The sequence below is a fragment of the Gottschalkia purinilytica genome, from assembly GCF_001190785.1.
Taxonomy (GTDB): domain Bacteria; phylum Bacillota; class Clostridia; order Tissierellales; family Gottschalkiaceae; genus Gottschalkia_A; species Gottschalkia_A purinilytica.
The window spans coordinates 38,404-51,275 of sequence record NZ_LGSS01000007.1 but is presented as its reverse complement, the minus strand read 5'-3'; the positions used below and the strand labels follow the sequence as shown (position 1 = coordinate 51,275).

The 12,872-nt window shown below is 38.2% G+C and carries 12 protein-coding genes; 4 read left to right on the top strand and 8 right to left on the bottom strand.

The genetic code is table 11. The features are described from left to right. Window positions 1–56: 56 nt before the first annotated feature. From CLPU_RS08590 to CLPU_RS08560, 7 genes are all read right to left on the bottom strand, one after another. The gene (locus tag CLPU_RS08590; protein WP_050355256.1) at window positions 57–1,991 is read right to left on the bottom strand and encodes a DNA polymerase; all 1,935 of its coding nucleotides are present in this window, start codon (window positions 1,989–1,991) and stop codon (window positions 57–59) included. Between the two features lie 78 nt (window positions 1,992–2,069). Further along, window positions 2,070–2,618: a DUF2815 family protein gene (locus tag CLPU_RS08585; protein WP_050355255.1), complete on the bottom strand. Its 549-nt coding sequence runs from the start codon at window positions 2,616–2,618 to the stop codon at window positions 2,070–2,072. Continuing rightward, window positions 2,611–3,759, bottom strand: a complete 1,149-nt coding sequence (locus CLPU_RS08580) for a DUF2800 domain-containing protein (protein WP_050355254.1) — start codon at window positions 3,757–3,759, stop codon at window positions 2,611–2,613. The genes CLPU_RS08585 and CLPU_RS08580 overlap by 8 nt, the downstream gene beginning before the upstream one ends. Continuing rightward, window positions 3,752–4,075: an rRNA biogenesis protein rrp5 gene (locus CLPU_RS08575; protein ID WP_050355253.1), complete on the bottom strand. Its 324-nt coding sequence runs from the start codon at window positions 4,073–4,075 to the stop codon at window positions 3,752–3,754. The genes CLPU_RS08580 and CLPU_RS08575 overlap by 8 nt, the downstream gene beginning before the upstream one ends. Further along, window positions 4,050–4,268, bottom strand: a complete 219-nt coding sequence (locus CLPU_RS08570; RefSeq protein ID WP_050355252.1) for a hypothetical protein — start codon at window positions 4,266–4,268, stop codon at window positions 4,050–4,052. Before CLPU_RS08570 ends, CLPU_RS08575 begins: the two co-directional genes overlap by 26 nt. Before the next feature lie 45 nt (window positions 4,269–4,313). Continuing rightward, on the bottom strand, window positions 4,314–4,847 hold the full coding sequence (locus tag CLPU_RS08565; RefSeq protein WP_235436147.1) for an RNA polymerase sigma factor: 534 nt from the start codon (window positions 4,845–4,847) through the stop codon (window positions 4,314–4,316). A 470-nt stretch (window positions 4,848–5,317) separates the two neighbouring features. Beyond that, a complete protein-coding gene (locus tag CLPU_RS08560) occupies window positions 5,318–7,189 on the bottom strand; it encodes a helix-turn-helix domain-containing protein (protein ID WP_050355250.1) in 1,872 nt (623 codons plus the stop codon). Window positions 7,190–7,373: 184 nt separating this feature from the next. Here CLPU_RS08560 and CLPU_RS08555 point away from each other — a divergent pair, with 184 nt between their 5' ends. The 4 genes from CLPU_RS08555 to CLPU_RS17670 all read left to right on the top strand — a co-directional run bounded on the left by CLPU_RS08555 (window position 7,374) and on the right by CLPU_RS17670 (window position 11,784). Continuing rightward, window positions 7,374–7,583, top strand: coding sequence for a helix-turn-helix domain-containing protein (locus CLPU_RS08555; protein ID WP_050355249.1), 210 nt, complete (start codon window positions 7,374–7,376; stop codon window positions 7,581–7,583). 72 nt (window positions 7,584–7,655) lie between these two features. Continuing rightward, window positions 7,656–8,858 carry a three-Cys-motif partner protein TcmP gene (gene tcmP, locus CLPU_RS08550; RefSeq protein WP_050355248.1) on the top strand — a complete coding sequence of 401 codons (1,203 nt, stop codon included), beginning with the start codon at window positions 7,656–7,658 and terminating at the stop codon, window positions 8,856–8,858. After that, a complete protein-coding gene (locus CLPU_RS08545; RefSeq protein ID WP_050355247.1) occupies window positions 8,855–9,628 on the top strand; it encodes a radical SAM protein in 774 nt (257 codons plus the stop codon). The genes tcmP and CLPU_RS08545 overlap by 4 nt, the downstream gene beginning before the upstream one ends. A gap of 131 nt (window positions 9,629–9,759) precedes the next feature. Continuing rightward, complete coding sequence (locus CLPU_RS17670; RefSeq protein ID WP_050355246.1) at window positions 9,760–11,784, top strand: DNA cytosine methyltransferase; 2,025 nt, start codon at window positions 9,760–9,762, stop codon at window positions 11,782–11,784. A 38-nt stretch (window positions 11,785–11,822) separates the two neighbouring features. Here CLPU_RS17670 and CLPU_RS08535 read toward each other — a convergent pair whose 3' ends face one another. Beyond that, complete coding sequence (locus CLPU_RS08535; protein ID WP_050355245.1) at window positions 11,823–12,764, bottom strand: hypothetical protein; 942 nt, start codon at window positions 12,762–12,764, stop codon at window positions 11,823–11,825. Window positions 12,765–12,872 lie beyond the last annotated feature (108 nt).

Below are 12,872 nucleotides of genomic sequence, written 5' to 3'. Positions count from 1 at the left end.
CCTCTACCTAATAGCCACAGGAGCTAATAAATGTTGAGGATTTTGAAAAAATATATTTAATCTTTTTGATAAAACTGACACTCATAGCCATCAGCACTAAGTAACAGGCCATTTGCCCATGTTGGTGTTCTAGTCATTTGTTCACAAATAGTAGAAAGTGACATACTCATATCCGCTTCGATTATAATTTCATCGTGTACATGAGCCACAATGGAACAATTCTTTAACGTCTGCATGGCATGACACAAAATGTCACGACTGATTGCCTGGACAATATTCTCTACAAATTTTGGTCCATAACTTTCGATTCTTTCCCACTTTTTCATCCCTCCGACCCCTTCATAAGTGACTGACTCGCCACCAAATACATTCTCTCCCATACGAGGTTTCACATAGGAAAGCCGCCTGCCGGAAGGAAGGACAATAAAGAACATTCCACTTTGATATATAAATTTAATGCCGTGTGTTTCTGTAGGAGTTTTCTGCTTAACGCAGGTTTTTACAGCGCGGTCAACATCCCACCATAGTTTTGTAATATTGGGATTGGATTGTCTCCAAGCCGTTACAAGAGGTTGAAGTTCCTCTTCTTCAATTCCCATCTCCAAAGCACCCATTGATTTTAGTGCTCCAACAGATCCACCGTAACCTAGGGCTAATTCAGCAATTTTTCCCTTCTGACGAAGATGTCCATTAACACCGTTTTTCTCTACAGGTACGTTAAACATCTTAGATGCACTTGCACAGTAAATGTCACCGCCATTTTGGAATACATCTATTCTCCATTTTTCTCCCGCAAGCCAGGCAATAACGCGAGCTTCAATCGCAGAGAAATCTGCAACTATAAACTTCATACCCTCCTGCGGTACAAAAGCAGTACGGATAAGTTCCGATAGTACCTCCGGGATAGAATCATAAAGTAAGGTAAGAGCATCAAAGTTTCCGCTACGAACTAAAGCACGAGCCTGTTCCAAATCGGGCATATGGTTTTGAGGGAGATTTTGCAGTTGAATCAGCCTACCCGAAAATCTGCCTGTTCTGTTGGCTCCATAAAACTGAAACATTCCTCTAGCACGGCCATCATTGCATACCGCATTCTCCATTGCCGTATATTTTTTTACTGATGATTTCGCAAGCTGCAGACGAAGTTCCAAAACGGTGTCTAGTGGTTCAGGTGCTTTCTTTAACATCTCAGCAACCGCTTTTTTACCAAGGCTATCTGTTTCCAATCCATTATCAGCAAGCCATTCTTTCATTTGTTGTACAGAGTTTGGATTCTCCAAATTAGTTATATCTTGCATTAAAGCCATTAGCTTTTCCCGCGACTTTTCATCCATCTTGACGGCTTGTTTTACAAAAGCCATGTCTATAGAGATACCACGGTCATTTATTTTCTGGTCAAGATGATATTCTGACCATATATTCTCTGGAAGCGGGAATTTAGATAGTCTCTGCTGTATTGACATCTCGGCTTCCACATCACGGAGGTTATATGCTTTAAATCGCTCCCATTTATCAATATCGTGTTTTGGCAGATTACGAACTCGTCCTCCGTTTGATTTAGTAGGGGAGCAAGGTGTACAGAAATATTTAATGAGGTCTTTGCCTTCCGTCAATTTTTGCTTTTCCAATCCTAAGACTGCACCGACACCTTCAAGAGAAAGCGGAAGTCCCATATAAGCCGACCATACCATTGAACATTTCCAGGATGTAGGGTCAAGATAATCAGTAATGTTAAGCCATTTTGATAGGCAAACACGCTCAAACATAGCATTAAAGGTCCATTTGGTAACGGAATTATCCATAAGAGCATTGATTATTTCATTAGGGATTTTCTCTCCGGAGGCAAGATCGACCACCTGAACTGCACCGCCATCAACCGAATAACCAAACAATAGAATTTCAAAATCATCACTCTCGGCATAACGGTAGACTCCACATTTTTGAAGATTGGCACTACTAAATGTTTCAATATCAATTGAAATAGAATTCATGTATTACACCCTTTCCAATGCAAACGAGGTGACAGAAGAACAACTTCCACCACCCCGTTTGTATTCATACTTTAGCTGTTATGCTAGGAAATCATCATCTTCAATTGTGGTGAAATCATCAGCCGCTGTGGTTCTGCTGCCTAAAGGCTCTCCGTCTCTAATCTTCTGGATGTTACCAAGTCCGCAGGCCACACCCTTGTTCCCGTTAGAATTGAAAGCATAGAAATTAAGTGACACTCTTGCATAGCAACCACTGTATACCTCGTTGCGATCCAGAATGGGCTTGACTGCTTTATCTACAATCTGAGGCGGAGTAGTACTGTTGGCATTTACGAAATAATGTCCTTTATAAGCCTCATCATCTCGTTCTACATCACCATCTCGAAGTGGCAGCTTGATAGCAGCCTTATTTGGTTTTTTACCGCCAAACTTTGCAATGCCCTCTTCAATAGCTGCATCAACTGCTGCATTGATGGCATTTATGGTTTCCTTATCTGTTTTAGGAATTAATACCGATACACTATACTTTTCTGCTCCACCATTGATGGATACCGGTTCCCAGCCATGAAAGTAGCTGAGACGTGTGTTTACACCAGTAATAACCTTCGTTCTGTTTTTATTATTCATATTCACATTCCTCCGTTATTTCGTTAAATTCGTTTTTTGCGTTTGATACGTTCATAGCCGGACGCTTATCCGATAACGGGACCAGAGTCGGCTTTCCCGGTGGCTTGTATATAAGATCACCGAGTATCTTCTCAAATTTTGATTTGCCCATCAGCCTTTCCATTTCCGTAAGAGTGATGAGACTCTGACGAAAGATATCTTTATAACCGTTTGCTTTGGCTACTTCAGCCACAGCATCTTCATCCTTGTATTTGCGGACAGATCTGCCCTCAACAACCTTAAAACCATGCCACTCTTTACCGTGATTAACAGCTGCATCGGTGGCATAAGCAATGATTTCATTTGCCCACTTCGTAAGGTCGGACAGTTTAGATAGAACTTCCTCGATTTCAGAGTCCATAAGTAGTGGAGGTAGTTTAAACTCCGATTGTGCCAATTTCAGTTTTTCCTCAGCCCTAGCACGGCATTTAACTGCCGCTCGGCAGAAAGTACACCACTCACCCGGAAGATATTCACCTTCACCGTCATAAGCTTTTTTAGCCTTTGGTTTTAGTTCTTTTTCAGCCCAAGCTTTTAAATCCTCTACCCGGATTGTCCAAGTGCTGACATTCTCTCTGCGTGGCTGGAAAATGGTCATGGAAACTTCCTCAATGTCGTACAAACTATCGTAAATTTCTAAAGTACCCAGTGCATACAGTTTCATCTGTGGATTGTCCACCGCATCCACCAATACTCCCATGCCATACTTGAAATCGATAATGTGAAGTTTCCTATCGGCAATAATGATGCAGTCACCGGTTCCAAATCCCTGTGGAACATAGCAGGAAAAATCAAGACGCTGTTCGATTAGTATTAAAGGGTCTGTGCAGCTCTGCTTTGCCAGCTCAAGCTGTTCCATTACAAATTCCACATAGGCATCACTGTGTTCTTCCATCTCATCGGAGTTATAAATTGAGACTGGACGCTTACTTCTCATATGAAGTGCTTTTTTAAGTTTATGTTCGCAGAGAGCATGAGCAGCGGTGCCTTCAGCGGCTGCACTGGATTCGTTATTTACAAACTCCAGTTCCAATCGTGCAGACGGAAGGCAATTCAGCCACCTATGTGCTCCTGATGCGGAAAGAACTGCATGATCACTCATTCCCAAGTACCTCCGCATCTTTTAACATATCTGCATAATGTTTCGGGTCAACTTCGCTTAATTTAGAGCCACCGTATTTTTGGATAATTTCTCTTACTTGGGCAGTAAGACCGGCTTGACTCTTTTCAGCGAGTTTTGCTCTGACTTCCTCTAGAGTGATTTCCTTTTTATTTGGTTCAGGCTCTTTTACAGTTGTAGTTGGTTCTTTTGTTTCGACAGGTTCATTGCCCGCCATTACATCCGCAACCGCTTGTATGCTGTCTGCCAAAGAGCGCATATCGGAAACCACATCAAGGAGTAGCTTGATCTTGCTCATGGCTTATTCCTCCTTCCTTAATCTCACTGATGGCGAGTTCCTGTACGGTTTCACCCGGAACAAGGATGGTCAGTTTCTGCTTATCACCAAGTAAGAAACGAAGGAAACGCTCCCTTATGGTGACGTTTCGACAGGAAACAATCCCGCCAGTCTGTGGTTTTTTTGAAACACTGATTTTCAAGTTGTGCTTCATGTATTCACCTCTTTCCGAGAGCGTTTATGTGCTGCCCTCTAACTATTAGCCATGGCAAGAGGGGAAAGTTGAGGATTTGGGATAGATTTTTTTGAAATTCTTTTTAGCTGTATCTAAACGGTGGGAAATGGCACTTACACTTACTCCCTCACGTTCTGCATACTCCGTTACCGAAACACCATCCAAGACTATGGCTATCAGTAGCTCTGCTTGTTTTTCCTTGAGAGCCTTGCGAATAATTTCACAGATATGCTCATACTCTTCTTTTTTCTCTCGAGCCGTTTCATCTGAGTAGTCAGGAAAGTAGTCCATATGGTCGGTTTCATCAACCTCTTGGTCATCCTTGCGGAATGGTTTCTTTGGCATACCTCTATGCCTGTCAAACTTGTGCCAGTTATTGTATTCCGGCTTGTTGAAACGTTCGTCCATTATCTCCTGTGGAGAGCGCCGGGTCACAGTTTCTTTGTCCTCTGCAGAAGATAGCCTGTCCCCATAATCCGCCTCAATCATTAAGGTGAAGTCCTCGTCTGGTACCTCTAGGTAGATAGATTTGTTTTCGTGCTGAATTCTAATTTTCATTTTGCACCCTTTCCGCCGGATTGCATTGGCGGCAAAGGATACAAAAATAGGCCTGTACCAGAAGTACACAGACCTTTTTATCCTGAAAATGAGCGCAATAAGGTAAGGTACTTCTATTGCACCGCAACAATCCTTACGGATTGGAGCGAAACAATATGTATCCTCTGCCCTTATTGCAAATCAGGCATTCGATATTTTTTTGTAGACGAGGGACGGTCTTAATCTAGCTACTTACGAAGGACCTTTCCTTCGTCTAATATTATTGTAAGGTAGAAATGGACAGCCTTGGCGGACACCTCATGCCCGGTAATTTCAGACTCAAAATGATGCTTTTCTCCACATAAATACCTAAAAACAGCAATAAAAAAAGCCATACGCAAACCCCTAAAAGGATTCATGTATGGCTCATGTGCCTAACACCTAAAAAAACGGACATCCCGTGTCCGATTTTTCAAAAATATTTTGAAATTTTATAATGGATCTGCACCTTGCTTTAGTAAGAAAGCTCGTATTTCGTCCATCGTTTGGGGGTAAAGGTATGTTAGAGCAAAATCATACCAGATATGACTATTGTTATTATGAAAATTCAACCGAAAAGGAGAGTTGTTAATTATATGATAGCTGATTCTAGGTGGGAGATGTAATCCAAGGCAAATTAAAATGATTGAATTTAATGACCCTTGTTCTTCACCATTAACGATTCGCCTTATAGTGCGTTCGTTAACCATCGTTCTCTCCGCTAATTCTTTAAATGTTACATCTTTCCACTCACGCACTATTTTCAGACTAGTATGATAGTTAGTTGGCAGTTCACCATATATACGATTCTCTTCCATAAGTTTTGCTGCCAGCATTTCTGCCTTTTTTTCTGGCGAAGCATGCTGATATCCTCTTCCATATACTATATCAAAGGCGATATCTGAAGTTTCATCCCTATTTAAGAAACATTCACTATGATATCGTTCCTTACATCCCGACTTTATTGATAAATCAAATATCAAGCAGCACTCATCCATATGGTTACGTGCATAGTCAGTTAGTACGGTCTCCCCAAATATATCCTGAGTTACATACTTGGGATGGTTTAAAACAAAATGTGCATCAACATATTGGTAACTACCATCCCTTACAAGAGCACTTAATGTAGGGTTGGTAAGTCCCTGAATTGCCGCATCTTCCGCACCAATGGAAAATGTCTGGTTTTTTTCAAGTGCACCCTTCTTAAACCTATGAGGTTTGACGTAACGACCATCTATGTAAGTAAAAGTTCCAATTGCTTCCTCATACCCAGCATCAATCATTCGGATTTTTGCTGCGGTTCGAGAAACACAGAAAAACGTAGCCAAAGCGTCAATAACTGGCTCCATTACATCTATAAGTTCAGATGTTCCTAACTCCGTACGAAATTGCTTAATATACTTAAACGCTTGGGTTTTAAACATTGCAAGAGGCATTTGTATCTTTGGAGTGAGAGCATTTGCCTGCCATTCCATCCAATCAGTTGCATCTCTGCTATTGTCCTTTATGCCACCAACTACCTGACACTTAATTCGTGTTAGGCTGTTGTTATAGAGCCGCTCCAATTCAAATGCTTTTCTATGCTGATCCCAATGAACACACTCATGGACAATGGTATTGTTTACCGATCCTAGATTACGTAGGAAGAACGCTTTTGGATCAACTATGATAGTTCTGGCATCTACATGGGTCTGTACCATCTCATCACTGTCTTCATCATAGAATACTGCATCACAATCATGAAAGTATAGCTGTCCAAAAACAGAGAAATCCTTTGTAATTTCTCTCATTTCCACTGTAAGACCCATTTTTTCTGCTAGTACTTGTGGTTCAATTGCCATTGGGGTTTTTAGTGCTTCTGGGTAGTGTCTGCGAAGAAAGTCTGTAGCGACAGATTCCAGTTGCTCCTTATAGATGATAGGAACAAGAGAGTCCGACATAGGTTTTGGCTGTTTATTTTTACTGGTATACTCAGTTACACTAGAGATTGTAAAGTCATCTAAATTGCAATCTAAATCACCTGTGCATTTCAGCATAAACCACTGTCTACAGTTTTCCGATTCATCATAATGATAGTCCGACTCACGGACTTCTAATTCGGCTTCCACAACAATATCAAATTCTATTTTCATATCTGGCAAGTCATTAACAGATACAAACTTTACCTCTATATCTGATAATTCTATGCCTCCAATATTTCGAACCCTATATAGCCTTAAGTCCAAATCATCGTAGTTGTCCGTGGTGTAACTTTGTATAGCAGCAAATACTTCATTATAGAATCTATCTGCCACATAGTCTTTAAATGAACGATTGCTTGCCAAAACACTCCCTCCTGACCCCATATGAATTTATTAAGAAATTTCCTTTGTTTAGAACATTATCCTATAGGTAAATTATAGCACATGTTATCGGTATCTCAATATTTATTTTACATTCGTAAATTTTAATTGTACCTTTACAAACTTTATGATAGACTTTATTTAATAACTAAGGCGAGGTGACAATATGTCCATAAGTTATAAAAAACTATGGAAGCTTCTTATTGATAGAGACATGAAAAAGAAGGATTTGAGAGAAGCAGCTGGTATCAGTACAGCCTCGATGGCTAAACTGGGTAAAAACGAAAATGTTAATACTGAAATCTTATTAAAAGTATGTAAGGCTCTTAATTGCGACATTTCAGATATTATGGAAATTGTGAACGACGATGACTAACAGGAATTTGTCCTAACAAAGAGATATCAATTAACACTGGATATAAAATGTTTTCATGAGGGGTGGAAAAGCATGGCAAAAAAGAATGATGATTTTTTTAAAGAAAAAAAACCTTGGTCTGAGGTTAAAGATGAACTTCTAGGTTGTTATTTTAAACCTTATGTATCAAAAATTCTTCATACATATAAGCCACTTGTTTACGTGGATTGTTTTGCTGGTAAAGGAAAATTTGAAGATGGTAAACCGGGTTCACCAATAATTGCACTTGATATAATAAAAGATTGCATGAAAAACACCCGAATGAACTCGGTACAAATAAGCACTAATTTTATTGACCTAAACTATGCTGATGACTTACATGAAAACCTAAAAGATTATCCAGATGTTAATATAATTTCAGGAAAATATGAAGACACGATTGTAGATTTGCTGTCAGACAAAAACGGTTGTAATGTTTTTTTATATATCGACCCATATGGGATAAAGGCACTGCAGTGTTCTCTTTTCGACAATTTTGCTATGGGTCGCTTTAATTCCATAGAACTATTAATAAATATGAACTCCTTTGGCTTTGTGAGAGAAGCTTGTCATGCCTTTGGCACTACATATAAAGATGTTTCTGTTTTTGATGATCTTATAGAGTATGATTCCACTAAAATGGATGCCTCAGAAAAGTCTATTGCAGAACTTGACGATATTGCAGGCGGGGATTATTGGCAACCCATTATCCAAGATTATAAAAAGAATAATATTGATGGTTATGAAGCAGAATCTCTATTTGCTGAACAATATTGCAATAGGTTAAAACTAAGTTATTCTTATGTCTTAAATATGCCTTTAAGAATTAGAAAAGGTCAACGACCTAAATATCGGATGATTCACGCAACAAACCATAGAGATGGCTGTCTGCTTATGGTTGATAATATATGCAATCGCTGGCAGGCGTTGCAAGAAATTCAAACCTGTGGTCAGCTTACCTTGTGGGAAGAAAATTGTGAGAACCAAATTGTTGATGATGAAGATATTGAAAAAAAGACTATAGAGCATTTTTCACAATATAAAAACTATATATCTCTATACGAGGCTCTTGCTGCGTTTTTTATCAAACATGGTGCTATTTGCTCAACAAGCATAGTGAAAGGAATAATTAAAAGATTAGAAAAGGAAAACCGTATTGAGGTTGTTCGCAATCCTGCAACAACAAAAAGGGGTAAACCCTCCTCCTTTATGGATGAAGGAAAAGGGAAAACAATAAAAATAAGGTGGCTACAATGAAAAAGGTCAATAATTTCATACAAAGAAAATCGTTAATTTATAAAACAAATGTAGAGTATGGCGATTATACAATTAATCATATTCAAGGTTGCTCTCATGGATGTAAATATCCTTGTTATGCCTATATGATGAAAAAGCGATTCGGTAAAATCAAAACTTATGAAGACTGGATAAAACCAGCAATTGTAGAAAACACCTTAGAATTACTTGATATGGAAATACCCAAATTCAAGGATAAAATAACAACTCTACATCTTTGTTTTACTACAGATCCCTTTATGTACGGATATGATGAAATAAAAGCATTGAGTCTTGCGGTTATACGAAAACTCAATGATGCTGGCATTAAGTGTTCTATCCTTACTAAAGGTTTATTACCAATTGAACTTAAGGAATATTCCAAAGACAACGAATATGGTATAACGCTGGTTTCACTTAACGAGGATTATAGGAAAAGAATAGAGCCTGGTGCGGCTCCTTACAAGCAACGATTATCTTCATTACGAGCATTACACGATGCTGGATTTAAAACATGGGTAAGCATTGAGCCGTATCCTACTCCAAATATAATAGAACAAAATCTAGATGATATTCTTGAAGCAATAAGTTTTACCGATAAAATAATATTTGGTAGAACAAACTATAGTAAAGAAATTACTGCTTTTAAGAAGCACAAAGAGTTTTATAATGAACAAGCTGAAATTGTAATTAAATTCTGTAGAGAAAGAAACATCAGCTTTCACATAAAGGATGGAACGGTTAAGCCGTAAGTAGTGGATTAAGAAGTCGAAAAAAATTGAATAAACGCCTGGACTTTTAGCCTCTACCATGCTATAATTACTGCTGTTACCTTAGATACAACATATCATAAAACTTAAAACGAATAAGGAGGTGTGGTTGTTTGCCAACCTTTATAGATTTATTTGCCGGTGCAGGGGGCTTTAGCGAAGGCTTTTTGCAGGCTGAATATAATGGCCAATACTACGATTTTTTATTAGCAAGTGATATAAACCCAACTTGCGAAGTAACTCATAGAATACGTTATAATAAACAACTTGGGCTTTCCACAGAATTTTTAACAAAAGATATAACTGATCCTGACTATATAGAAACACTCTGCGCCACTATTGAAAAGAAATATGGGGATGTTAGAGTTGATGTATTAGTAGGTGGACCTCCTTGTCAGTCCTTTAGCTTAGCAGGTGAACGTCGGAAAAACGATAAAAAAGATGATTTATTCGCTTATTACCTGCGAGTAATTGAAGTAATCAAGCCCAAGTATTTTGTAATGGAAAATGTGGCTGGAATCCTAACAAAGGACAAGGGAAAGATAAAAGACCGTATTTTAAGTGAAATTAGGAACATTGTTGACTATGATCATTTACAAACTCTATATGGTTTTGTTTCAGAATCAGAACTTGAAAAAAGCCTCAATGAAGATAGCTCCATTGAACTGCAATATGCTCTTGAAAAATTAAGTATAATATTGCAACACCAAGAAGCTATAAATAGTAGAAGGGCTGATTATCTTTCTATACTTAAAAAAATTAGTGTCGATTATTTTTCCGAATCCGAGCAAGATTTTTTACTACAGTCCATTCTTGCGGAGAAGAATAATATAGAGAATAAGCCCTTAAGCGTTTTTATTGATAAAATTGCTGACAGATTTGTTAGTGCATTCCGAAATAACAAAGTAATTAGCGAAGATGATAGGAACGTTGTGAGACAGGCACTTAATTTGATAAAATCACATCGTGGATTAGAAGCCATCTCCCGCAAACTAAAGGTATGCATAAACGAGTGCCACCTCAATCGTAGCATCTACAAAGAAAGATTTGATACCATGACTGATTATCTCGAACTTGAAGAAATAACCAGAATTTTCAACGATGCTATTGACTCACTTTCAACTCGTGCATCTGATAACAATACCTTGAAGGTGCTTGAAGATACAAGGCTCGCAGTAGAAATATTATGTGAGGATACTATTGCTACTGTTTATAGGATTTCCAAACTTGCTAGTTCAAAGGCAGATGCATCATACATAAATGAGCTCAATGATTTAGTTGAGCAGATTCAACTTTATCGTATTAATGAGCCAATTGTGTTGAATGCTTCTGATTACGGTGTGCCACAAAATAGACAACGTGTTGTTTTCATAGGTTGTCGCAATGACCAACCAGTTATTTCCTCAATACCTGCAACAGTTACAGAAAATGAAAAAGTAACTGTTGAAGAAGCTATCGGCGATCTAAATTATATTGGTATTGGTTGCAAAGCAACAGAATACGATGATATATTTTATAAAAAATTCTGTAAAACAAAAGCAGGGAGTACTAAAAGAACAATTCTGGGAAATAAAGATGCAAAAGGAACTGGTCGTTATGCTGAGATGAAATCATATGCTGAATGGAGCCGACAAGGTCGTCTTAATCCTAAGCGGTTTCCGGTTCCTGCGCCAGTTTATACTTCGGCAAATTCTGCAGAAGAAATCTCTAACTCAGAATTAGAAACCATACAGTTGGCTAACCACGAAACATCCAGACATAATTCAGACGTACAAAAACGATATGCTCTCATCCGAAAATATGGTAGTTTTTCTTTAGCCAAGGAAAAAGAGCCCCACAACAAACTGTTAACTGGAACTAATAAACGCAACTACTCCTGTTTAGATCCAGATAAACCAAGTACTACAATTCTTACAATCGGGGACGATTTTACACATTATGGTGCTAATCGTTCTTTAACGGTCCGTGAAATGGCACGTTTACAGTCCTTTGACGACAGCTTTGTTTTTCAAGGTAAGCGTACTACTGGAGGAGATCGCAGAAAACTTGAAACCCCACAGTATACTCAAGTGGGAAACGCAGTGCCACCACTTATGGCACACGCAATAGCATTGGAGATATTAAAAAACATTAAATAATTAAATAAAAAGAGGGTAGTCTTTGTACCACCCTCTTTTTATAATCTAAAATAAGAATAATCTGTATTAAGATTTGGAAGTTCACCATTTAACGTAGTTAAATGGTTTCGGCTGTGACCAGTAGAAAGATTACGTTGTAACATTTCTTTTATTGAATTTGCAACGTTATTCACTGTTGGTCTGCCCCAATAATTGCCTCCAGTCATATTCGTTACTCTCTTGACACACGTTGAATTCGCATTTATACCACTCATTCTACTAGTTGGTACGGTTACAAATGAATATGTAAATCTAGCAACATCAGCTATAGCATATCCGTTTCTTCCAACGGTAACATTTGTACGGAAATTAGTTGCAGAATATATCATATCCCAAAGCATTGGAATCTGTGCATTATCATTCCAATTTGTTTTACATTGGATTATATGTATCTCAAGATCGGTAAAGTCCCTATGACACAGAGCATTTAAAACAGCTAATAAGTTATAGCGATTGTTTCTTCCTATCCGTAAAGACACGGATGCACCATTCTCATCAAATATATTGATAGTATCTTTATTTATTGAATATTCTGGTCTGTCAGGAAATGTAATTGCAATCAAGTCTGATTCAGTATTGGAAACAAAATTATGATAATTTACTGTTATTGCATCGCTTACAGGTTGTGGAATCAATTCTCGATTGTGCTTAATTACTACAGTTCTTCGCCCTATCAAACACAAGTTCAAATACCAACAGACTAGCGATTCCCATGCCGCTCCACCACCAGATACTTCTCCTTGCCCCCTACCACCAGTCCTAGTAGTCCTAAAAATATCAGATAAATGATCGCCCAAATCTAATACTTGCCTTGATGTTCTAGCTGGTATAAGGCTATTTATAACTGGAGTCCATGTTGAAAAGCTATTATCAAATACATTAGCTGAAAACAATTTATTTATAGAAGCTTCTCGTAATGCTTCAACAACATTATCAGGCATCTCTTCTCCTCACTCTCTTATCTTAATTACATATTATAACAATGAAATGTACTTATTACAAGGCTTGATTTCCATAAGTAACTTACTGCATCCTATAATTTGTTTCTT

Coding starts and splice junctions, on each gene's coding strand:
- tcmP (WP_050355248.1), top strand. CDS start 7,656: ATGGCAAAAAAGAATGATGATTTTTTTAAAGAAAAAAAACCTTGGTCT.
- CLPU_RS08555 (WP_050355249.1), top strand. CDS start 7,374: ATGTCCATAAGTTATAAAAAACTATGGAAGCTTCTTATTGATAGAGAC.
- CLPU_RS08585 (WP_050355255.1), bottom strand. CDS start 2,618: ATGAATAATAAAAACAGAACGAAGGTTATTACTGGTGTAAACACACGT.
- CLPU_RS08575 (WP_050355253.1), bottom strand. CDS start 4,075: ATGAGCAAGATCAAGCTACTCCTTGATGTGGTTTCCGATATGCGCTCT.
- CLPU_RS08590 (WP_050355256.1), bottom strand. CDS start 1,991: ATGAATTCTATTTCAATTGATATTGAAACATTTAGTAGTGCCAATCTT.
- CLPU_RS08570 (WP_050355252.1), bottom strand. CDS start 4,268: ATGAAGCACAACTTGAAAATCAGTGTTTCAAAAAAACCACAGACTGGC.
- CLPU_RS08545 (WP_050355247.1), top strand. CDS start 8,855: ATGAAAAAGGTCAATAATTTCATACAAAGAAAATCGTTAATTTATAAA.
- CLPU_RS08580 (WP_050355254.1), bottom strand. CDS start 3,759: ATGAGTGATCATGCAGTTCTTTCCGCATCAGGAGCACATAGGTGGCTG.
- CLPU_RS08535 (WP_050355245.1), bottom strand. CDS start 12,764: ATGCCTGATAATGTTGTTGAAGCATTACGAGAAGCTTCTATAAATAAA.
- CLPU_RS08565 (WP_235436147.1), bottom strand. CDS start 4,847: ATGAAAATTAGAATTCAGCACGAAAACAAATCTATCTACCTAGAGGTA.